Annotated in this window: 22 protein-coding genes; 10 read left to right on the top strand and 12 right to left on the bottom strand. The window is 43.6% G+C overall.

The genetic code is table 11. The features are described from left to right. Positions 1–11: 11 nt before the first annotated feature. Positions 12–626: a glutaredoxin domain-containing protein gene (locus R7P80_RS16375; RefSeq protein WP_005385185.1), complete on the top strand. Its 615-nt coding sequence runs from the start codon at positions 12–14 to the stop codon at positions 624–626. 127 nt (positions 627–753) lie between these two features. Here R7P80_RS16375 and R7P80_RS16370 read toward each other — a convergent pair whose 3' ends face one another. From R7P80_RS16370 to R7P80_RS16360, 3 genes are all read right to left on the bottom strand, one after another. Further along, positions 754–888, bottom strand: a complete 135-nt coding sequence (locus tag R7P80_RS16370) for a hypothetical protein (protein ID WP_017635854.1) — start codon at positions 886–888, stop codon at positions 754–756. A gap of 133 nt (positions 889–1,021) precedes the next feature. Next, the gene (locus R7P80_RS16365; protein ID WP_005375501.1) at positions 1,022–1,369 is read right to left on the bottom strand and encodes a hypothetical protein; all 348 of its coding nucleotides are present in this window, start codon (positions 1,367–1,369) and stop codon (positions 1,022–1,024) included. Positions 1,370–1,545: 176 nt separating this feature from the next. Next, positions 1,546–2,739, bottom strand: coding sequence for a multidrug effflux MFS transporter (locus R7P80_RS16360; protein ID WP_017821607.1), 1,194 nt, complete (start codon positions 2,737–2,739; stop codon positions 1,546–1,548). 105 nt (positions 2,740–2,844) lie between these two features. Here R7P80_RS16360 and R7P80_RS16355 point away from each other — a divergent pair, with 105 nt between their 5' ends. Together R7P80_RS16355 and R7P80_RS16350 are read left to right on the top strand one after the other, a co-directional pair. Continuing rightward, on the top strand, positions 2,845–3,732 hold the full coding sequence (locus R7P80_RS16355) for a LysR family transcriptional regulator (protein ID WP_054730258.1): 888 nt from the start codon (positions 2,845–2,847) through the stop codon (positions 3,730–3,732). Positions 3,733–3,915: 183 nt separating this feature from the next. Then, complete coding sequence (locus R7P80_RS16350) at positions 3,916–5,736, top strand: putative bifunctional diguanylate cyclase/phosphodiesterase (protein WP_005375494.1); 1,821 nt, start codon at positions 3,916–3,918, stop codon at positions 5,734–5,736. A 106-nt stretch (positions 5,737–5,842) separates the two neighbouring features. On the opposite strand, the gene R7P80_RS16345 is transcribed toward R7P80_RS16350, so the two are convergent. Together R7P80_RS16345 and R7P80_RS16340 are read right to left on the bottom strand one after the other, a co-directional pair. Next, positions 5,843–7,126 (bottom strand): peptidoglycan DD-metalloendopeptidase family protein, encoded by a 1,284-nt coding sequence (locus R7P80_RS16345; RefSeq protein WP_025768471.1) that lies wholly within the window; start codon positions 7,124–7,126, stop codon positions 5,843–5,845. A gap of 124 nt (positions 7,127–7,250) precedes the next feature. Continuing rightward, positions 7,251–7,880, bottom strand: a complete 630-nt coding sequence (locus tag R7P80_RS16340; RefSeq protein WP_017635850.1) for a hypothetical protein — start codon at positions 7,878–7,880, stop codon at positions 7,251–7,253. A 200-nt stretch (positions 7,881–8,080) separates the two neighbouring features. On the opposite strand from R7P80_RS16340, the gene R7P80_RS16335 reads away from it, so the two are divergent. The 4 genes from R7P80_RS16335 to R7P80_RS16320 all read left to right on the top strand — a co-directional run bounded on the left by R7P80_RS16335 (position 8,081) and on the right by R7P80_RS16320 (position 13,435). After that, positions 8,081–8,482 carry a GFA family protein gene (locus tag R7P80_RS16335; protein WP_017635849.1) on the top strand — a complete coding sequence of 134 codons (402 nt, stop codon included), beginning with the start codon at positions 8,081–8,083 and terminating at the stop codon, positions 8,480–8,482. Positions 8,483–8,635: 153 nt separating this feature from the next. Continuing rightward, positions 8,636–9,307 carry a YoaK family protein gene (locus R7P80_RS16330; RefSeq protein WP_005375484.1) on the top strand — a complete coding sequence of 224 codons (672 nt, stop codon included), beginning with the start codon at positions 8,636–8,638 and terminating at the stop codon, positions 9,305–9,307. 455 nt (positions 9,308–9,762) lie between these two features. Then, on the top strand, positions 9,763–11,127 hold the full coding sequence (locus tag R7P80_RS16325) for a YjiH family protein (protein WP_017635848.1): 1,365 nt from the start codon (positions 9,763–9,765) through the stop codon (positions 11,125–11,127). A gap of 436 nt (positions 11,128–11,563) precedes the next feature. After that, a complete protein-coding gene (locus tag R7P80_RS16320; RefSeq protein WP_213870576.1) occupies positions 11,564–13,435 on the top strand; it encodes a methyl-accepting chemotaxis protein in 1,872 nt (623 codons plus the stop codon). Positions 13,436–13,579: 144 nt separating this feature from the next. Here R7P80_RS16320 and R7P80_RS16315 read toward each other — a convergent pair whose 3' ends face one another. From R7P80_RS16315 to R7P80_RS16305, 3 genes are all read right to left on the bottom strand, one after another. Continuing rightward, positions 13,580–13,921, bottom strand: coding sequence for a hypothetical protein (locus R7P80_RS16315; RefSeq protein WP_225491743.1), 342 nt, complete (start codon positions 13,919–13,921; stop codon positions 13,580–13,582). A 232-nt stretch (positions 13,922–14,153) separates the two neighbouring features. Next, on the bottom strand, positions 14,154–15,311 hold the full coding sequence (locus R7P80_RS16310; protein WP_053303777.1) for an amino acid permease: 1,158 nt from the start codon (positions 15,309–15,311) through the stop codon (positions 14,154–14,156). A gap of 707 nt (positions 15,312–16,018) precedes the next feature. Next, positions 16,019–16,330 (bottom strand): hypothetical protein, encoded by a 312-nt coding sequence (locus tag R7P80_RS16305; RefSeq protein WP_225491744.1) that lies wholly within the window; start codon positions 16,328–16,330, stop codon positions 16,019–16,021. 141 nt (positions 16,331–16,471) lie between these two features. Here R7P80_RS16305 and R7P80_RS16300 point away from each other — a divergent pair, with 141 nt between their 5' ends. Further along, entirely contained in the window at positions 16,472–16,804 is a 333-nt protein-coding gene (locus R7P80_RS16300) for a helix-turn-helix transcriptional regulator (RefSeq protein ID WP_031780945.1), read from the top strand. Positions 16,805–16,915: 111 nt separating this feature from the next. Here R7P80_RS16300 and R7P80_RS16295 read toward each other — a convergent pair whose 3' ends face one another. The 3 genes from R7P80_RS16295 to R7P80_RS16285 form a co-directional block, all read right to left on the bottom strand. After that, positions 16,916–17,296 (bottom strand): hypothetical protein, encoded by a 381-nt coding sequence (locus R7P80_RS16295; protein ID WP_005375467.1) that lies wholly within the window; start codon positions 17,294–17,296, stop codon positions 16,916–16,918. A 155-nt stretch (positions 17,297–17,451) separates the two neighbouring features. Then, positions 17,452–17,838 (bottom strand): GlcG/HbpS family heme-binding protein, encoded by a 387-nt coding sequence (locus R7P80_RS16290; RefSeq protein ID WP_130545856.1) that lies wholly within the window; start codon positions 17,836–17,838, stop codon positions 17,452–17,454. A gap of 9 nt (positions 17,839–17,847) precedes the next feature. Then, positions 17,848–18,816, bottom strand: coding sequence for an aldo/keto reductase family oxidoreductase (locus R7P80_RS16285; RefSeq protein ID WP_225491745.1), 969 nt, complete (start codon positions 18,814–18,816; stop codon positions 17,848–17,850). Between the two features lie 129 nt (positions 18,817–18,945). Here R7P80_RS16285 and R7P80_RS16280 point away from each other — a divergent pair, with 129 nt between their 5' ends. Next, positions 18,946–19,821 (top strand): LysR family transcriptional regulator, encoded by an 876-nt coding sequence (locus R7P80_RS16280; protein ID WP_225491746.1) that lies wholly within the window; start codon positions 18,946–18,948, stop codon positions 19,819–19,821. A 9-nt stretch (positions 19,822–19,830) separates the two neighbouring features. On the opposite strand, the gene R7P80_RS16275 is transcribed toward R7P80_RS16280, so the two are convergent. Next, the gene (locus R7P80_RS16275) at positions 19,831–21,588 is read right to left on the bottom strand and encodes an SgrR family transcriptional regulator (protein ID WP_053303779.1); all 1,758 of its coding nucleotides are present in this window, start codon (positions 21,586–21,588) and stop codon (positions 19,831–19,833) included. Between the two features lie 565 nt (positions 21,589–22,153). On the opposite strand from R7P80_RS16275, the gene R7P80_RS16270 reads away from it, so the two are divergent. Continuing rightward, positions 22,154–22,693: a redoxin domain-containing protein gene (locus R7P80_RS16270; RefSeq protein WP_054578683.1), complete on the top strand. Its 540-nt coding sequence runs from the start codon at positions 22,154–22,156 to the stop codon at positions 22,691–22,693. Positions 22,694–22,717 lie beyond the last annotated feature (24 nt).

Raw genomic sequence — 22,717 nt, 5'->3', positions numbered from 1 at the left:
GAGGAACCCATATGAGTCAACCAATCAAAATTACACTGTATCGCTGGGCTGGTAGTTGGGGCCCATTCAAAGTCAATATTCCTTGTGGTGAATGTACATTAACCAAGGATATTTTAAAGGATACTTTTGAAAACGAACTAGCCGATGTGCCCGTTGAACTTGAAGTAAAAGATTGGTTATCGCACTGGTGGGAACCATTAAAAGCTGGTGCTTGGCATGCACCCATTCTTCTTGTCGAAGGGAAAGTTATCAGTCAAGGAGAAGCATTGAATCGGGGTGTGCTTGTACAGTCTGTTATTGCTGAGTGGGTAAAACGCGATGAGCTAAAAGGCAACATTGTTTATGGTAAAGCAACTTGCCCTTACTGTGTCAAAGCCAAACAATTACTTGACGAGGCTGGCGTTCAGTATGAGTACCATGATGTAGTTAAAGACAGCGCCGCCTTATACCGCATGATTCCTGAAGTAAAAGCCATCATTGGCGAAAAAACACCGGTAACAGTGCCGCAAATCTGGTTAGATGGAAAATATATTGGAGGCGCTGACGATTTAGAAAAGTGGTTATCAGCAAAGGGGCTAGATAAAGTGCCTAACAATGTTGTGGAGATACCAAGCCAATCCGCGTAATTCTAGATTTAAATGTCATCAGTCTTTGAGTAGCGTTTTGCCAATGTAGTGCAATATGTTGGCTACTTACTAACAACAAAACAGAGAAAAGCAAAAAGCCCTGATTTTTCAATCAGGGCTTTTTAAATTATTTCGCCAGTTTTTTAATAACACGAGCAAAAACAGAAGCTTTTTTCTTCTTCGCTTTACCGTAAAGCGCTTTGTGCATCGCGTCTTTTGCAATCATCTGGCCAATATAAGCACCACCAAGTTCGTTACCCATGACCTTCTCCTGAATGTATTGACTTAACTATGTTGTAATTTTACACCACAATTAGATAAAAACAAGACTCCAGTCACATTTATTTTGTAATTAACTTTCAGTTTGATTTTCGTGGATTTCTTGAAATGAGCGTCTATCGCTTAGGTTGTTGGTATGTTTTTCCCGCTGCGACGTACGTATCTTTCTGTTTGATTTCAAAGAATGTTTCAAAGAACCACGCAGCAAACTTGATCAAGTGATCGCCTTCATTCATGACGTGCTCTACGTATTCTTGCTCTTCTCCGGACTCATCTTCTTGAGTGGTAATATGGTAAATACGTTTCTCACCATCAACTTCTGCAAGGCCAAACTGACCCGTTAGGGATTGCGCCGCTTGTGCAACTTCTTCTTCCTCACACGCCTTCAAGATTTCAAGTGCCTTTGGCATGCTTTCTTGCTGAGTAATTTCTTTTACCAGTGTTTCAAATTCGTTTTGTTGCATTCTTTCACCTAACGATTAGAGATCGGATAGCCATTGGGCAGAAATGTATTCCAAGCTTGAGAGAAGTATCAAGGTTCGCCCTCTTCCTTTCAAACCAAGTCATTCAATATACACAACAGGCCAGACTTAATTTAGCTGCGCATTTTAGAAAGCCGACCTTCTGGTTGCAAGTATATTCAGATGGAAGTTTCTGCTTGAACCGTCCCTTCTGGCACTTTACGAAATTGGCTTAGTACAAGAACAAAGCAAGAAAGTAACGCAATAAACAAATAAAACACCCCAAGCTGCTGCTGATTCGTAACCCATGAGTCTACTAAGTACCCACCAAACAAACCTGCTAAACACATTTGAATAGAACCAGATAGCGCAGAAACCGCGCCTGCCTGTTGCTTATGTGGGGAAAGTAGCAAACTGATCGATACCGGGAATGACATTCCTTGGGCAAAACTTAAACACGTGAATGCCGTCAGCAATGAAAATACACTGAAGGGGGTAACCAACAACATGAAGCCAGCAACAGCAACAATCGCGAAACTCATCAGCAAGATTTGCTGAGCTTTGTAACGAGCATTGATCAAATTCAGCACTAAGCTACCCGTCAGCAAACCAACTGACGGTATGATCATCAAAGAGCCGTAATCTGCCGCCGTTAATCCTAACTCTTGTTGCATTAAAAATGGATACAAGGAGAGCGTAACCAGAGCCGATAAATAACTAAGCCAGTTGTAGCTCGCACTACCAATCACTTGTGTATTCGTTAACAGACGCAAATAGTTCGCGCTTACTTCGCCTACTTTAAATTTTCTCTTCGGATAAGGCAGCGTTTCTGGCAGCACTAATAAACCAAGTGTAAAAATTGCCATTAAGTAAATCAGCACAAACACGAAGACAGCATGCCAACTCAGGTGAAAAGCGATCCAGCCACCAAACAGCGGAGCAATAATTGGCATCACTGAAGCAGTGACTGAAATATAAGATAGCGCTTTGGTTAGTTGCATACCGTCATAACTATCACGCAGTACTGACCGACCAAGTACCGAAGCGCTGCCCGCTCCTAGGCCTTGCAGTAACCGTCCCGCTTCAAGGGCAACAATGTTGTCCGAAAACGCGATGCAAATAACCGTACCAACTAGATATACACTTTGCCCCAGAATAAACACCGGCCGACGACCAATCGCATCAGACAATGGGCCGTAAAAAAGCTGAGAGATACCGAAGCCAACGAGAAATAGCGTGACGAGATTCTGAATCGAATGTTGCGGCAAATTCAAGTCATGACCAATCAATGGCAAAGAAGGAAGATAAATACTAACGCCAACTTGGCCTGTGGCAATGATCATCATCGCTAATAACAATGGTGTTTTACGCAAACGTTCCTCCTATTTTGTGACAGATTGATGGCAAACAGTGTATATTTGATACTCAAAGATGATAATCAGCTAAGTTGGAAAGGAATTAATTCCCAAGGAGATACAATGGACTGGATTCAAAGCGTGAAGAGTTATATTCGTGTGGTCGAAGAAGGTAGCTTTAATGCCGCAGCGCGGAAACTCAATACCACCAGCTCAGCTATCAGTAAGCGAGTTCAATGGCTAGAAGATAAAATTGGCGTTCAACTACTCAAACGTACGACCCGCTCAATTAGCCAAACTGAAGCTGGTGCTCTGTTTTATCAACGAGCAAAAAGTCAGCTTGATTCATGGCAATCGGTATTAGATGAAACTCGCTCAGTCAACCAATCACCAGCGGGGCTATTAAAGATTGGGGCAACGTTGGCCGTTGGTTCTAAATTTCTAGTTCATTATCTTGATGATTTTCTTGATAAATATCCAGATATCACACTTCAATTAACAACAACGCTACCAGGTCAATTGCCAGAGCTAAGCTTAGACCTGTTTATTAGCCGGGAATTAGAGCAACTGAACTCTCTGAGTTTCAAAGCCACTGCGCTTTTCGAACATAAAGCCCAGTTTTACGCTGCGCCTAGTTACCTAAATAAATACGGCACCCCACAATGCGTTGAGGATCTGACAGAGCATAATGTCCTGATTTGGGGAGAAAAACCCTCACGAGAAATCAAAACAAATCGAGGCAAACGTATCAGCTTGTCCGGTAACTTTGCCACGACCAACCCAGAAGCGCTGTTTCATGGTGCCAAAAGAGGCATGGGTATTTTGATGACGAACAACGTCATGATCAAAGATGATCTCAAATCCGGCGCGTTAGTCCCTATCCTGCCCGATATCACAGCGGATAAAGCCACTGTATATGCCTACTATCCAAAGCTGGATTATCAGCATACCCGGACTAAGCTGTTCCTCGATTATCTCAAATCACGATTAGAAGAGGAGAAGCGCGCCTAGCTTAGCGTTTTTATCGCTATACCTTTAAAAGGTTCAAGCATAAAAACATGAAAATAATGATTTGTTCGTTCACAAAATTTGAAAAATCTGCCTTAGTAACCGATAGTTTATTTGATGCATATCAAATAATAATTCGTCGTGTCTTACACGATATGTTAATAACAACGCTAGGTGAAATGCTCGATGGGTCAGGTACAAATCAGTTTCCACAAAATTGATGAGATATTGAAGCTAAACGGCACGGCTCAGCTAAACCGAGTCACGCTAGATATTCATCAACACTTGCAGAGCCATTGCACTTGCGTTGTAGAAGTTGCGCATCTTCAGCATTCGGCTCATACCATTTCCTTCGCCAGCAATGGAAAAATTACAGACAACCTAAGCTACCACCTTTCAGGCACCCCCTGTGAAAAAGTGGCGAAAGACATTGGCGAACATATTTTCTATCAAGACCAGGTATACAAGCGTTTTCCTGAAGATCAGATGTTTCAAGAAGATGGCATTCAAGCTTACATTGGCCTGCCATTGAAGACACAAAATGGCGAAGTTCTGGGAATTTTACTGTCTACCTTTACCCGAAGCATCCACGCGAAAGAAGCGCAAGATATCCTCGACTTCCACCGATTTTATGCCAATGTCATTATTCATAGCTTACGTGAAAAGTGGGTCAGTGAACGTTCAGATAAGCTTCTTAATCAGCTTAGCTATGAGGTATCGCATGATAACCTAACTGGACTGCTCAACCGTAGCTGTTTAGCTGATACCTTGGAGACATTAACGCAGCAGGCGACTCGCCCATTCAGTTTGGCGTATCTTGATATCGATAATTTCAAATCGATCAATGATATCAACGGAAACTATATCGGCGACCAAATCATTAAGTTCACAGCTAACGCCATTCAACAGAGCTTGTCGTCGCCAAACAATGCGTTCCGTGTTGCAGGAGATGAATTCGCCTTCATCACGTACGACGAAGATCCTGTCGCCGTGTGTCAGGAAGTACTCGACAAAATTGAAAGCGGCTACAGCGACAAATCTAACCGGATTTCTTTCACCGTTAGTATTGGTATTGCACGTGCCCCAGTACATATGTTGAACAGCGATGAGCTGATTTTGAATGCCAGTCTCGCTCTCAAAGATTGTAAAAAACACCGCGATACACGGATTCAGCATTACGACACACACCTTAGTGCGTTATACCACCGTAGGACGCAGCTTATTGAGGCAATGCGAATCCAGCTAAGTACTGATATACAAGACAGCGATGAGTTGTATGTAGTGGTTCAACCGATCGTTGATATCACGAGCGACCGCTGGAATTACTTTGAAATTTTGACTCGTTGGAATAGCAATATCTATGGAAATATCTCTCCAGCGGAGTTCATTGAAGCTGCCGAACAATCAGGCCTGATTATCGAGTTAGGTGAACGGATTATTGAACTCGCGTGTATCGCAAAGCAAGAACTCGAAGCGAACCTAGGCTATAAAGTCAAACTCTCCATCAATTGCTCAGCGTATGAGCTGGTTGATTCCAACCGTTATATTAATCACTTAACCAACATGGTTGAAAAGTATCAGCACGAAGCAAAAGACTTTGTTATAGAGCTCACCGAGACCGTCTTGCTCTCACAAAGTGGCCGTGAACAGATGGTACTTAACTCGTTGCGATACTTGGGTTTTAAAGTCGCACTGGATGATTTTGGTACGGGATACTCAAGCTTGAACTATATACACAATTATCCGATTGATAGCATCAAAATCGATGCTACCTTTGTGCAGAACATGCTCTCAAATACAACCTCTGAACAAGTAGTGTTTTTGATAGCGCAATTGGCAGAGCTGCTTGATGTGGATTTGATTGCCGAAGGCGTAGAAGACGATAGAGCACTACAAAAGTTAATTGAAATGGGCTGCCACTACATCCAAGGTTATTTTTACTCTCGTCCACACAGTGTTGAAGAAATCGTACACCTGATAAATGAACGTGAAGTGCGGAGTGCCTAACGTACTGAACAGACTGCTGTCATAGAATTCAAATCTAGTTAATGCACAAAGTAAAAGAGACCAAGCTATGCTTAGTCTCTTTTTGTTTTTTGAGCGAAGTACTTTATTACAGCACTGCTTTCTCTTTATCGCGTAATAGTCTATCCATTTCATCTCTGTTCGCGACAAAAGTAGCCATCTCTTTCTTAGGAACAGAACTCGCCATTGGGATATTTGCTCGCATAGCGTTAACTGGACGGCCGTATTCAATCAACTCATAGTGAAGGTGTGGCCCAGTCACTCGACCTGTTTTACCAGAAAGACCGATACGCTGGCCTCGAGAAACCTTTTGCCCTTTCTTCACCAAAATCTTACTTAGGTGTAAGTAACGGGTTTTATATTTGCTGCCGTGCTCAACAACCACGTAGTTACCCGCATAAGGGTGTTTACGAGTCATGATCACTGTACCATCACCAGTAGAAACGACTGGTGTACCGGTTGGTACAGCAAAGTCAGTGCCGTTGTGCGGCGCAACACGCCCCGTTACTGGATGTAAACGATTAGGGTTGAAGCCAGAACTGATACGCCAACGACTACTTACAGGGTAACGCTGGAATGCGCGCTGTAAGCTTTCACCTTTGGCATTGTAGAATTGACCATCAGTATGAAGGTAAGCGGTGATCTCGCGGCCGCGATTATAAATCTTAATCGCCTCAATTTCGTTCTTACCTGTTGGTACACCATTGATGCTTTGTGAGCGACGAACAACTTCAAATCGATCACCTGCACGAAGATCACGTCCAAAGTTAAGTTGTTCTTTGAGTAAGCTTACGACTTGACTCACTTCCGCCGACGTTAAACCTAAACGACTCGCAGAAGAAGAAAAACTGCCTTGAATAACGCCAACTAAAGGTTCTTGGCTCCACACGCCAGGAATGGAAATATCAGTAAAGTCATAGCTACCATCACTATTCAGCTTGTAGACCACTTTATCTGCAATAGAAAATTGCAGTTCCATTTTCGCTAACTCGCCTGTCGCATCATCACGCCAGAAACGGAGCGTATTGCCCGGCTTAAGTGTATCAAGTGCCAAGTAGTTCAAATCCGTTTCCATTACTTTCATTAACGAGCTGTAACCGAAACCGAGCTGACTAAAAATAGTGCTTAGGTTATCACCTGCTTGGATTTGATATTCGAAGTTCGGGGGAGTGACAACTTCGGCAGTTGTCGCATCAAGAATTTTTTCAACGACCTGAGATTCAGGTAGGTTCAATGCGATGGTTTTGGTTAAAGATGACTCTTTGAGAGAGTGAGAAACACCAATCGCAACTAAAACTGGCAAGGAGTATAACAGCAGCGCTCTACGACTTGTCAGATTCGGCAACCGTCTTGTAATTTCATTTGTAGACACGGGAATTACTATCTCCTTTCAAACAAGGCTCATAGCTTATGCATTCCCGAATAAGAAATCACTAGGAAATTTCGAGATCTAGCGCAGAAAATACTGAATTTTTACAGAACTCAAAAAAAATTCATCACTGTTGCATATGTAAGTTATTCCCTACACGCTGTAATGTGGATGAATTGAATTGATTTGGCGTGTCTGCCATTGCTTGATCGTCACCGTGCGCTAAATATGAAAGCGTGATAGTTGTATCACTTTTCCATTCGAGCTGAGTAAATTTCACGCGGTCACCAACAAAAATACTGTCTAAAAGGACAACTCTGCTCGGCACGGGGTCAAACTTGAACAAGCCAACATAGTTAAACGAACCGCTACCTTGTGTCGTTACAATCATCGGTGCAACAACCCATGAAACACCTTCAATCTCACGCTGGCTAATCGACGCAGTTGGAACAAGTACCTGACCTTTCGTCGCACCTGCATCATAGTCACCTATCAAATAGCCGTTTTCTTTATCCCACTCATCAAGAAAAGTGACCGCACCCTGCTCGGGGACTTGGATCGTCCAAGGATTACGTGCAGTGATACCAAGCGTCTCTTGCACAATAACGTTCGTTTCTACTTCTGTTTGAGGAAACTTAGCCATGATCTCGTCATCAGACAAACTAAAACGATAAACACCTGCGATCACAACCACAACCAATAAAACGATTGGAATAAGTAGAATAAGTGGTATCGGCAGGATTTTTTTGTGAGTCATGAAGAGTTCCTTGTTTCAAGGTATAAACGAAAAGCGAGTATACCATTGTATACCCAAATGATTTCACCTCTTCAAGTGTTTCAAAATTCAACTAAACTGATTGTATCCAAATAGTTTCAAGTCCAGAGCTCATAACGAGCTAGTGACACAAGCTCTGTGCTCTAGGTCTATTGGTGTATTGGGACAAATAGGTAATCACGATGACAAAAACCATTCATACATGCGAGTGCGCCTGCGGTTTAGTTGAGATCCGTTGTAAGGGAGAGCCCACCCACACGTCTGTCTGCCATTGCTTCGAATGCCAAAAACGAACTGGCAGTGTTTTTGGGGTACAAGCTCGCTTTGAAAAAGAGCACGTCACTTTAAACGGTGAAGTCACTAGCTATACCCGAATTGGCGATGATGGCAGTGAGGTTCAGTATGACTTTTGTCCATCCTGCGGCACGACAATGAGGTTGTTCGTTTCTGCATACCCGGAAATCATGATCATTCCCGTCGGTCTATTTACCGATAAAGAGTTCCACCAACCTACCGTTTCAGTCTATGAACAAATGAAACACGGGTGGGTGAGTTTCGAATGCACAACGGAACACATCTGCTAGCGAGCAATCCGCGTTCACGTATTTACTTTGGCTCGGACAAACGACCTATAAGTGAGATTTTTTTGAGAATGATCAATCGAGTTTTACTGTAAAGGGTTTCGTAACTCGGTGTGAGCGTTATAATCGGCTCCTAATATTTGGTTGGGGTTTATTGTGATTTCCAGACTTCCTCGTTGGGTGGAATATGGCGCGTTTCTACTAGCTCTTCTCGCGGGCTGCGTCAACGCCGTTGGTCTTCTCGGCTTTCAACACCAAGCGATAACTCATCTTTCGGGAACCGTAACTCAGCTAGGGAACAGCTTGCTAACAGGTGTGGATAGCTCCATTCACCTGCTCTTCATCGTATTTAGCTTTTTGATTGGCGCTGCCTTTAGCGGCTTTTTTATTGAAAGCAGTGCGTTAAAACTAGGGCGAAGATATGGTGTTGCACTGTGCATAGAAGGGAGCTTGCTCTTACTCAGCTTGGGCTTTTTGGTGCAAGGGGATTTGTACGGCCAATATCTAGCATCAGCAGCATGTGGATTACAAAACGCAATGATCACCACGTTTAGCGGCGCAGTAGTCAGAACCACACATATGACCGGAATCATCACCGATCTAGGGATTATGATTGGAGAGAGCTTGAGAGGTCGTCAATTTGACCGACGTAAAGCAAAATTATTCCTATTCATTTTCTTTGGCTTTTTGTTTGGCGGCGTCGCGGGAGCGGCTCTATTTACGGTATATGGTTTATATACGCTGGTTTTCCCAGCAATATTGGCTTTTTCTACAGCTCTGATTTACTGGAGTTACCTATACATACTTAGCCGTCAACAAAAAGCATAAAATTTCGATCCGATTGAAGCGACATGCTTCAATCGGATTTGGCTCAATAGGTTCACACTGCAACGGTACAAGAAACGCTGAACGGTATTTTGACACCACTAAAAACCTTAGAATAGATAAGGCTAACTGAATTTCTGGCAAAGAAGTTAGTTAGATCAAAATCACATTTGTTTACCATTTTATTATTCCAGTCACAATGCGCCCCATAATTCACTGCGCAATTCGCCCCTCGTGCTACAATTTTCTAACACAAGCAACATATTCGCATACACTTAGACGTTATTTGACCAATTACCCGACAAATCGGCTGAATAACTAGATGTATTTAATGAATAGTATTGCAATGGATGCAGTTTGCGGGTACCCTCCGCAAAACTGTGATTAAATACGGATGTTTAGTGAATATTTATGTCATGGAAATGGCAAGTATTGACTAGTAGTAACACGAGACAACTATGCATAACACCACTAATGCTACTGAAGCTCCTAAGGGCAACTTTTGGATGTTTTTCATCCCTTCCCTAATTGGTCTTCTACTCTTTATGGCTCCGATCTCTTACGATGGTGGCCTAACCATTCCCGTTGCCGTGATGGCAAAAGTCATCCCAGCGGTGTTAGGCGATACCTTGATTGCTATCGTCACCAGTATCATCGCTTTCATGGCCGTTGCTTCTGTTCTTTGCAAAATTTTTAAGCCAGCTGCAATTTTACGTAATGGTTTTTTAAACGGTCTCTTCAACCCATCTCCACTTTGGCTCGTTGTTCGTTTAATCGGCGGCGCTGCCGTGTTAATGACGTTTTTCCAAGTGGGTCCAAAAGCAATTTGGGAAGAAAACACTGGCGGGCTTGTTCTTACTGGTCTCCTACCTACTCTGTTTGCCGTTTTCATTTTCGCGGGTTTACTGCTTCCGCTTCTTTTGAACTTCGGTCTTCTGGAGCTATTTGGTGCGTTACTCAGTAAAATAATGCGTCCGGTATTCAACCTACCTGGCCGCAGTGCAATTGACTGTATGGCATCTTGGTTAGGCGACGGAAGTGTTGGTATCTTGCTAACCAGCAAGCAATACGAAAATAAGTTCTATACTCAGCGTGAAGCGGCTGTTGTCGGGACCACTTTCTCAGCAGTATCGATCACGTTTAGCCTAGTTGTTATCGCTCAGGTAAAACTAGAGCACTTATTTTTGCCTTTCTACGGCGCTATCTGTCTAGCTGGTATCGTAGCTGCGATTATCATTCCTCGCCTGCCTCCGCTTAGTCTGAAGAAAGATCGCTACATTGACGGCAGCAACCCAGATAAAGACGCAGATGCAGTGCCAGAAGGCCACACCACATTCTCTTGGGGTATGGATCTAGCTCTTAAGCGTGCTGGTCAAGTCACATCGGTTCAGTCTGTATTTAAAGAAGGCGTACACAACGCAGTCGACATGGTATTTGGCGTATTACCTGTAGTGATGGGTCTTGGTACCGTTGCATTGGTGATTGCAGAATACACGCCTGTATTTGCAATTCTGGGTCAACCGTTTATCCCATACCTAGAGCTACTTCAAGTCCCTGAAGCTGTTGCAGCATCACAGACAATCGTTGTTGGCTTTGCAGATATGTTTATTCCAGCAATTTTGGCGGCCTCAATCGATAACGAAATGACACGTTTTGTTATTGCAGCAATGTCAGTAACTCAGCTTATCTACATGTCGGAAGTAGGTGCCCTACTGTTAGGCAGCAAAATTCCAGTAAACATTGTAGAGCTCTTCGTAATTTTCATTTTACGTACGTTAATCACGTTACCTGTGATTGCTGGCGTTGCTCATCTTATTTTCTAAAATCGAGACGTCAATAAACAAAGGCTCCGCATCGTCGGGGCCTTTTTTATACCCAAAACTCCGTTCACATTAGGCTTTTAGTAAAAAGCTCATAATTTACAAAGACAAAACTTCAACAAAACACCTGCCAGCACCAACAAAATTTTCATCACCTCACCTGCAAAGCCAGTTGATGCCACTATTTGTTAAGCAATTCTTTTCATTATGACGATTTCATTAATCGAGCTCGCAAACATGATCACACTCACAAGTTTTAACGTAAACTACCGTTTTGTTTAAATTTAGTTAAAAAAGACGACAAATGAGTTCATGTTTTTGACAAGGATGTCGATAAAAATATAACCAAACACAATAGGTTTCTCTTTATGCCCAATTCGCTCGGTTTAAAAGAGGCGAAAGCAAAGTGGAACCAACCGGGAGAATCAGAGGAAAGCTCATGAAATTCAGACATAAGGTTGTCACAGCCTCTTCATTTTTGCTGCTAATTACCGTGTCGTTATTGTCGACACAACAAGTTATGACCATCCGCTCCCAAACTCAGGAGCAAATCGACTCAAGTGTCAACGAGATATTGACCAGTGTTGGTAACACTGTGCAATCAGAAATGAATGCAAAGAAGGATCTCGCTCGCTCCATTACTGAAGTGATTGAGCTTGATCCCAGTTCACATAGCTATGTTCAAAACATACTTGAAAGACCGACGCCAAAAAGCAGCTTCCTTGCCATCGGTTTTGGTTATGAAAGTAATGGCTTTGTGATTGAAAATGACGACGGCTGGGATGCGGGTCCAGACTACGACCCACGTCAGCGTCCTTGGTTTATTGCAGCTAAGAGCAAAGGCGATTTGGTCGTAACCGATCCGTACGTCGATGCGTCTTCGAAAAACGTTATCATCTCTGTTGGTACGCCAGTAAAAGAAAATGGCCAGTTTTTAGCCGGTATGTTTTATGACCTCGAATTAACTACCCTTTCTGATCTGGTCAACCAAGTGAATCTGTTTGATGCTGGTTACTTATTTCTGATCACCGCTGATGGCACAACCATTGCTCACCCTCAAAGTAAGTATAACGGCGAGAAGGTCGGTAGCTACCTCCCGCAAATCGAACTTACGCAATCAGCACAACATGTTGAGATTGATGGCAACCGCTACATGGTTAACCTGACTCACATTCCTGGCGAGAACTGGTACGTAGGTTCGGTGATCGATGAAGCTGTTGCCTATTCTGCCGTAGGAGAGCTTCGTAACAACGCTATTATTTATTCAATCATTGCCGTGATTGCATCTATTATCGCCCTAACTCTGTTGATTCGCACTCTCATGCGTCCTTTGGACACGCTAAACAATGCGATTAAAGATGTAGCATCAGGGAAAGGCGACCTTACACAACGCCTCGAAACAGATACTGACCAAGAGTTTTCTGAGCTTGCCACAAACTTCAATACGTTCATGGAGAACTTACAACAGCAAATCATTGAGTCGAAACGTATTTCTGATCAAATTTTAAACGGAACTCAAATCACCGCTGAGGGCGCAAAAGACTCGGCAGGCGCAATTCACACTCAGCTGCAAGAGCTAGAACAACTTGCTACCGCGATGCATGAGATGTCTGTCACCGCGACAGAGGTTGCTAATAATGCGCAAGGTGCGGCAAGTGCAGCCAAAGAAGCCGACCAAGCAACGGTTGAGGGGTCTTCTATCGTTGGTGAATCGACACAAACGATAAACATGCTTTCCGATAGCATTGACCTTGCAGTCGAAGAAGTACAAGTGTTGGAATCTGCTACCGCCAATATCGAAACGATTCTAAAAGTCATCAACGATATTGCGGACCAAACGAACTTACTCGCGTTGAATGCCGCAATCGAGGCTGCACGTGCGGGAGAATCTGGCCGAGGCTTCGCCGTTGTTGCAGATGAAGTACGTACACTGGCACAACGTACTCAAGAGTCGACAACAGAGATTCGTACTATGATTGAGCAACTACAATCTGGCGCTTCATCTGTGGCAAATGCCATGCATCAAAGCAAAGGTAGTGCTATAGAGGCCGTTGAAAAAGCGGATTTAGCAAATAGTGCGTTACAACGCATTCGTGATGCGATTCAGCGTATTTCCGATATGAACTTGCAAATTGCCTCAGCAGCGGAAGAGCAAAGCCTCGTCGCTGAAGAGATCAACAACAATACGGTGAATATTAAAGACCTATCGACTCAAGTCGCCGAATCGGCAAATCGAACCAACGACGCGATGCAGGCGCAACAAGAAGATGTACATAAACAAGATCAAATCTTAAATAGATTTACTGTCTAACACTCATTTAAGCAAAAACAGCGAGCACCGGCTCGCTGTTTTTGTTTTTAACCCTCTACCCTAGTATTGGTCGATGTTACATGTGCCATGTTGGTGCTATTAAGCTCAACATTACAAGAACGCCGACTATGTGTCCTTTCAAGTTTAATTGAACTCGACATGGATATAGCGATCATTAGAGCGACGATAATAGCGGTCGTCCACTTTTAGATAAGTGAAATCTCCAATCTTTATGTAGGTACTATTCCGAGGAATTCGGTCATGGTAATAGTAACTGCGCCTTGGTCGTCGGGTCTCCACATAAATAACGTCACGATATTTGTGTTTATGCTTGTGCTTGCGCTTGTGTTTATGATGGTGGTGATGCGCATGATGGTGATCGTACCGATGTCCATGCTTATGCTTCGGGTCAGCCACCGCTTCTGTACTCAACACACCTAAAGACAACATAACGCCAACCATGGCAAAAGATAATTGCTTTGACACAACAGAGCCTCTTATTCATATCAACATCGATATAATAGAAGGGTGAATCACTGTACATGTCAGCCTTTCGCTAAGGAGTTTTACTAAAAAGTCAGCGCTAACCGTGATTATCAGAGAAACGTCAAACATCACAAATGCTGATGACTTTGAGTGGTCTGGGTTCGGCTATGAATACAAAAAAACCGCCCGTTTGACTACAAGCGGCTCAGTTTTTAAATAAGCTAGCGTGATTTTATACTGCTTGGGCAAACAGCAAGAAACAGCCGAATAGGAAGATCATGCTCATTCCCATTGCGCCGCCACCAGCTTCATAAATATTGTCATCTTCTACCGGCACTCGGCGCACTTTCATGGTCATTGATAATGGAACAAAGACCGCGAGAAACACAAGAATAATCCCCGCGTAGCTGAGAATAGCTAGGAAGTGTTCTGGCGCAAATACAGCACCTAATAGTGGTAGCACAAAAGTAGTAACAAAAATCACTGGCTTACTTGCTTTCAGTAGGTCTGCATTTTGATCGTATAGCGCCATTGCAACACCTAAGAACGACGTTAGTAGTGCCAAACCAGTAAACATGGATAGGATGAACTCTAAGCCCTCGTATTGCTGACCTAGTACCGAGATCAACTCTGTTACGTTGGAGTATTGAACAAGCTCATGAGGTGGTAGATTGCCGACAACCGCTAACAACCATAATAGGTAACAAACAAGCGGAATAGTTGAGCCCACGATAATCATATTACGCAGCTGTGTTTTACTCGCTTCTTTGTTGTAAGTTACAAGCGACGGGATCACGACCATAAAACCGAAACTGGTGAAAAGCACCGAACTGGTTTTGATAAGTGCCATTTTATCGTCGCTCACAACCTCATCAAGTCCTTCAAACGAGACGCTTGGTGCAAGCGCAAAAAGTGTCAGGATCAGCGCTACGATCATGCCTAGGAACAAACCGCGATTCAGCTTATCTACTACCCCTGTACCTGCCGAAACAATGATACCAACTAAAAGAGTAAAACCGACTTGGCTTGAGATCGTAGATGTTGGAAGCCCAAATGAGGCTGTTACTTTTTGTACGAGATCACCCGCACCAATGATGTAAGCCATTAATAGACAAACTAACAGGGCGTAAAGCAAGCTGTTGGTTACCAACTGGCCTCCTTTACCAAGCGTTTCGCGAGCAATTGCATTCATGCTCACACCACCACCTACTTTACAACTGGCTTCAAGAAGGAGCAGCGCAGCATAAGTCGTTCCAGCCCAGATGAACAACATAAGAAGAGTGCCCCAAAGGAGGCCAAATTGAGCAAGCACCATTGGTATAGCAAGCATACCAGCGCCAAGAGCAGTACCTGCAACGATCAGGGAGCTGCCGACAAGTTTTAGGTTCACGGTTAATACCTCTAAATTCAATCCGTTAATTTCTCACCAGTTGTGCTTTATCTAAAGCACACAACAAAACGCTCCGACTTAGTCAAAATTTGGTTACAAGAGCCCTGTATGGCTAAGAAAACATGCAACAAAAGGTGGTTAATCATTTGCACATGAACACTTGAGAGTCATTTTTGGCGATGTCATCGTTGATGAAATGTGCGCAACTTTGGGTTCGAAGCAAAATTGTTCATCTTAATTCATCAACCCCATTCGTTATGAATGGATTTGGTTCGAAAAGATTGTAAGGCATAAGCAGGACGATTGAAAAGCAAAAGGTCAATCTTATAGCGATATATTTTAACAACTCTTATCTTTTACCTAAGATGTGTTGTTTTTTTCGTCACTAATTAGTCTTTTATCGCTTAAAGAGAAGGAAGAACGTGCTCAATGGCTCAATTTGGCTGGGTGTACAGATTAATTTACAGTTTAAGTGAAGGTGTTAGATTCCAAGGACGTAGCCTAGATCGGACAATATCGCTATTATTCGCTGCGTACCGACACTGTTCGGTTCACATACCTCTAAACACTGATTTACGGTTCGAAAATATAGGTAAATGAGTGTCCGAATGCTGGGTGTGGTTCCCCAGCATTTGCATCCTTTCTTTTAGATGTCATCAATTGATCGAAATTGCGTAAATCTTGTATCGCCCGACTTTACGACTGTGTTAATACGCTTTATCTAGCGCGCCAATGATATAAGTTAACACTAGAATACCCATATCGGCGACCTGCTTCTCAGTCTCACTCATATTTTCATGCGCCATCCGCAGCTCTACTTCACTTATCGATTCTTTGTGAAGGTAAAGCTCTTTGTAGTTCATCAATCGCTGTTGTGACTGTTGAATCAGTGTCACAACATTCTCTTTAGTCTCACGATGTTGCTGATCAATTTCACTAAATAAATGATCTAAAATGCGTTGCATTTTGCGAATAGAAGCTTTCGTTTCTATTGATTTGTATGATTGATACTTTTCCATTGAGTTAATAACTGACTAAAATATTTACGTTTTTATAAGACAGTTATTTTTATACTGATTGCAAAGCAGGTAAATATGTGGTGGTTAAACTGGTCCACTTCTTGCTCCGTTTAGGTCAAAACTGTCCTTTCAGGAGAGCACATGCAGGTAGACCCTATAATTCAAGCACTGATCGCAAGACGAAAATCGAATGGCCTCTCCCGTGAGCAAATGGCAAACATCGCTGGAATGAGCGTAAAAACATATCAAAGGATCGAGCGCGGAGAGTCCGATCTTAAACTCTCACAATATCGTGCCATATTGCGTTCGCTTCATTTGACTGACCTAGATATTGCTTTAGATGTACGTGATGTTCAGCATGTCACAGCAAATGACCTAACGGCCGTGGCGAGATTGCTCTCACCGGAAGCTCAGTCCCTGCTCGTTCGCCTATTATCGTTAGTCCTTGAACAAAAGAACAAGAAAGGTGATTAACGACATTGCTCATACCCAAACGATGAATGCCCTGTTGAGCGTTGAAACATGAATCGTTTAGACAAAAATAAAACTCGTCAAATGACGAGTTTTATTCTTTATATCAGTCCGTTACTCTAGGCTTTTCAATTCCGATGTATCAACGCCTTTTATTGCATCTTTCGCCACTTTATCAGGATCAAAGACATCACGTTCTTCATATGAATTATCAATCATGCCTTGTCCTATCGCGGTCGCCTGCTTTTGTAACTTGTTACCCTCTACCTCACCAGCATCCCAGCCTTGCCGATAATCGGAGTCGGTTTGATACCTTGTTTCGTCCTTAATATAGTGTTCAAAATCATTCCCTGCCTCTTGCATACCACTATGCCGACCGTCATGAAAGCCTTGGATATAAGCTTCATCATAACCGCTCTCTTTTAACGCGCTGTCACTCGTACCACAGCCTGAGAGGAGAACAAAAAATAGCGAAACGAATACCTTATGAAACATATTTAGGCCTCAAAGCTTTCAAATAAATTAATCATAGTTCGCGATTTCAACTTCTGCTTACTTCAGGCTATTAGATAGCTTTGTGACTCGACGAAGCCTGTGAACTTGGAGTACAAAGCTGGACAAAGCATCACACCTACTGATAAACATTATACTCAACGCGCGTTTAATACTTCCATCGCAAGTGCTTCATCATCTTGCTCAGCCAAACCGCTAATGCCAATTGCACCGACGATTTTCCCCTCTTGTTCTATAGGCACACCACCCATAAAGCCTGTGATCTTCGGGTCAGTCCAATAACTCAACTGCTTACCCGTCTCACGAGCCCAAGCACCCAGATTGCCGCTAGGCTGACGGTCTCTAGAAGAGGTGTAAGCTTTGTTCTGTGCCAACAAACCTGCTTGCACACTCACATCATCCATTCGGGCAAAGCCGAGCAATTCACCATGCGTATCAACCACGGCAACCGCAATGTTTTGCTTGCGAGCAGTCGCAATTTCCAATGCCGTTTGAATCAGAGTTTGAACTTGTACGTATTTCATTTTTCTCTCCTACGGGATCTCATGACCAAGGGTTTTCTCGAACAAGCCATACCAATGGCTACGTGATAGCGTGACGTTTTCTACTTGAGCACAAGCGCGAATACGTTGTGGGTTTGCAGTACCAATAACAGGTTGAATTTGGTTTGGGTGACGCGTTAGGAAGGCTAAAACAATCGCCTCTGACGGCACGCCATATTCAGCTGCTAGCGCCATCACCATCTCCGCCGTCTGCCTGGTGTTGTGATCATCAGAATGTAAGCCACGCTCTGAGAATCTTCCTTGCGCCATACTGCCCCACGCTTGCAGTTGGATATTGTGCTTACGGGCATGTTCCAATGTTCCCGCAACGTAGTCAGATGCCGACGAAGGAAGCCCCATACCTTGCTTGAAGAAGTCAGACTTAGCCAGACTCATTTCCAACTGGTTCGCCACAACAACTTCGCCCGTTGCTTGTTGAAGAAGATCAATTTGAGCACTGTTCATGTTAGAAACACCGAAGTGGTTAACTTTGCCAGCTTGTTTCAGTGCTTGGAGCGCTGTGCCCAGTTCTTCAAATTCAACCAGAGGATCAGGACGATGCAGCATCAAAACATCAAGGTTTTCCACGCCAAGGCGCTCAAGAATGCCCTCAACAGAAGCCGTCACCCATTTGGCAGAGAAGTCATACTGCTTAACACCTTGCTCATCTCCTAGACGGATGCCGCACTTGGATTGCAGATAAATTCGCTCTCGTAAGGTTGAGTCATTGGCTAAGATGCACCCAAACACTTCTTCAGCCTTACCGAATTTGTAGATATCCGCATGATCAAAGAGATTGATGCCAACCTCTAATGCTGCCTCTTCAGCGGCATAAGCTTGGTTTTCATCTTGGGCGGTTAATGGGTTGCGATTCCACTCCCCTCCAAGTCCCATGCAGCCGAAGACCAAGCGGCTAACGTTAGGTAAGGTTTTGGCGAGCGGTAATGTTGGATTGTTCATCGTTATTCTCACTTTTCCCGATTTCTGCGTTTTCAATTTCTTAAGTTAACTCTAACCATCTTACCGTTCGTAATAATTAGTTTAATACCGTAAAATCGAATTCATTATCCTTGTTAACGAACAATCAAGATGGCAGATTACAAAAGAATCGAAAAACTGATGCTGTTTGCCGAAGTGGCTCAAACACTCAACTTTTCTAGGGCAGCGGAGCAACTTGGCATTTCTAAAAGTTACCTGTCGGAACAAATCAAGCGATTGGAATCGGAACTCGCCACGCCTTTGATTGTTCGAACCACACGCAGCGTGAGATTGACGGCAGAGGGTGAGTCGATCTTTGCACAAGCGGAAGATCTCAAACGCCGCGTAATGGAAATGGAAAAGAGTTTAAGTCAACAATCTGAGCAAATAGACGGTCTGATTCGTCTTACTGCTCCCAAGATGTTTGCCGAAGCGGTGCTGCATGATTTGTGTGTGGCGTTTCGCGCTTTACATCCAAACGTAGAGTTCGAGATTCTTTCTAGCTATCAAGCGTTTAATCTGACGGAAACCAGCGTCGACTTTGCGTTTCGAGCAACAAGAACGCCGCCCGAGAATATGATTGCGCATCACCTTTTGGACTACCACCACTGGCTGGTTGCCTCACCTCTGTATCTGCAAGAAGAAGGTACGCCAGAGACGTTAGCGGATTTAAAACAGCATCAATGCTTAACCACATTGCATCAAAAAGAGTGGCCGTTAAAAACGGGAACAGTTCAAACCCAAGGTTGGCTTTCAAGCAATGAAAACCGCTTACTCAAAGAATCAGCCCTGTCTGGCAATGGCATTGCTCGGTTAGCAAGTTACTTTGTCGAACAAGACGTTGAGCACGGCCGTCTAGTGCAGGTTTTATCGGAAGAAACCGACCACCAGCACAACGCGGTGTACTTGGTGTATCCGCAGCTCATTTATCAATCGGCGAAAACCAGAGCCTTCATTGAATTCGTGAAGCAGCACTTTGCTCAATAACTAAGGCAGTTAATCCGCAGACCACACCGAGCGAATATCTGGCCAACCCCAGTTAGTAAGAGCGACGTCTTCTAAAACACCTTGGAAACGCAAAGTTTGTGTATGGTGGAACATGGGTGCAATCCAGTATTCGCTGATCAACGTCGATGCAATTGGCTCCAATGCATTAAGGTAGTCCTCAAGTGGAACGAAAGATCTGACTCTCTGTAGTTGTTCATCTAACCATTGTGCGTTCTTCTCTCCCAAAGTGTGGAATAGCACAGCGTTGCTGAAGAAGTTCGTGAACGCTGAGGCATGACGATTATCATCTAGGTTTATGTTCGTCACGACCATCGTCTCATTTAGCTCACCATTCTTAGCTTTCTCGTTCAGCTCACGATAGGAATACATAACAATTTCTACTTTACTGCCAACACTCACCAAACGATTAGAAATAGCCCGCGCACAGCGACGCAACGCGGTATAGTTATATCCGGCTATCGTAATGTGTTTAGGTAACTTAAGCGGCTCACTGAACGGACGGAGCACTGGCTTCCAACCTGGTAGCAGGTTATAAGCGGGTATACTCCCAAATACAATATTCTCGCGACGCATCACTTCGGCCAAGTGCTCAGGTTGAATTAGCTCACTAATATAACGGCGCTGCGCTAAAGAGAGTTTGTGCTTAGCGTGCTGATTAAATAAAGCGAATAAGCAACCATCTTCTATTCGGCTACGCTTGCTCGCCGATGAGTTTTCTCGGTTTTGCGTCGACATATAGTGTCCACACAAATCCTCCTCGGGCGAAGTATCCCTTTGCAACGTATTTGCTGCCAATGACGGGTTCTCCATCTGCTCGTCATTAACAATCCAGATAGTCACCAAATCCGTTAGAACTCTACATGCATAGTAACCATTAAATGCTTGCAGTTTTAAACGACTTTCATTGTGCTCGACAACAGAGAATGGGCCACTTCCGACCACCAGCTTGTTATTCGCTACGTTAACTTGGCTTACTGGTTGAATGCCGTATTTCACTCCAGAAATAAGTCCAGCAAAGCCCAAGTCAGCTCGATTAAGCTTAAAAACAACTTTCAATGGCGTTGGCGCAGTAATGTTAGCAACATGTGCCAACTCTTTTTCGTAGTACTGTAGTGAACTCAACTTTGCAAACAAGCTAACCACTGTTTCTGCATCAATGGAATTACCATTATGAAAAGTCAGACCTGGACGAAGGTAGAAAGTCCATTCGTAGGTGTCTTCGTCATAACGCCAGTGATGTGCGAGTTCTGGTTGCACTTTCCCATTGTTATCACTCGAAACTAAGCAACAATAGATTTGCCTTAATAAGAAACGTTCGCTGCTACGCTGAAGTTGATGTGGAACGACGCGCTCAAACATTCGCTTATAGGTTAATTGAATATTTAGCTGTCCTTCTTGAACAGAAGCACCAGACGTTGTTTTTAACAAACGGCCAAATGCCATTTCGTCTTCATCTAATATCGCCAGTGCTTTTTCATACTTGCCTAACTTGATACGTTCAAGAGCCAAGCTCTCTTTTAAAACGTCTAACTCCATATTCAGAATAAGAGTCGATCGTTGGTTCCGCCCAGCTTTCGGGTGCCAGCTCAACCACGCCTTCTGCTGCATCTGCGCTAGCAGGCTACGAGCATGCCGAGAAGAAGTGAACATGATGTCGGCAATGTCCTGTAACGTGGTTTTTGTTTCATCACCAACGCTAAACGAGAGTAATCGTTGGTAATAGCGAAACAAATTGAGATCAGACACTGAATCAACCTTAGAGCTGTGAAGTTTGTGGATAGGAATAGTTTACTTAAGTTGGCGGCAATAAAATAAGAAAACTTCCTAATTATCTGTTCCCCTTTTCCACAATTAACCTCCAAATTCGGCTTTAAAGCCCCAGATATTTACGTTATTAGGAACAAAGTCAACAAAATCACTCTCTTTTTTATCTCCCCTTTTATACGCATAATTTACTCGTCAGCGTAAAGGAGGAAGAAATGAAGAAGCCAATGATGGCGTACTTTTTTCAGCAACGCCTAGCTCAATCGAGTAATAAAATAGAAGTGATGACTCTGGTCTATCTTAACGATATGTTCCAGTGGTCATAGCCTAACCTCAAGCAGAACTTAGCTCCTGATACTACACCCCCACTTCGTTGTATCTTAAGTTCTGCTTTTTCATCTTTTGCACTCTAATACCTTATTGCAGGTTACTAAAAGTTAACTAGTTGAAACACCGCAAAACAGAGTCTACATTGAAGTCTCATCCCCCAATCGCTTTGTTGAGAAAGGGGCATTCATGGATATACACCACCAATTCGGGAGTCAATATGGCAACTTCAGTGAAACTTAAAGCGGGCGACAGCTTCCCTCATCTTCAAGCCACTTTGCTAGATGGTTCAAACGTAACGTTGGGTCAGCCGCAAGGTGATGCGACTTGGCAAGCAGTATTCGTTTATCGTGGTAAACACTGCCCTCTTTGTACTAAGTACCTCAACGAGCTTGAGAGTTACAAACAGGCTTTCGCTGATGCTGGCGTCGATATTCTTGCCGTTTCTGGCGACTCAAAAGCACAGCTAGAGGGGCATCTAGAGAAACTCGAAATCAGCTTCCCTATCGCTTACGGCCTGACCGAAGAACAAATGAAAACGCTAGGCTTGTATGTATCTATTCCTCGATCTGAACAGGAAACCGATCATAATTTCGCAGAACCAGGTCTGTTTGTGGTGAATGAACACGGCGACTTACACGTGGTGGATATTTCAAACAACCCGTTTGTTCGCCCTGAGCTTGGCGCGCTATCACGCGGATTGGCATGGATTCGCGATCCAAACAATAACTACCCTATCCGTGGCACATTGGATTACTAATATCTTCTACACCCAAGTAAACTT

Source organism: Vibrio sp. 2092 (assembly GCF_033339635.1).
Lineage (GTDB): Bacteria > Pseudomonadota > Gammaproteobacteria > Enterobacterales > Vibrionaceae > Vibrio > Vibrio alginolyticus.
Note: the sequence above shows the minus strand (reverse complement) of the source record. Positions and strands in the feature narration are given on the sequence as shown.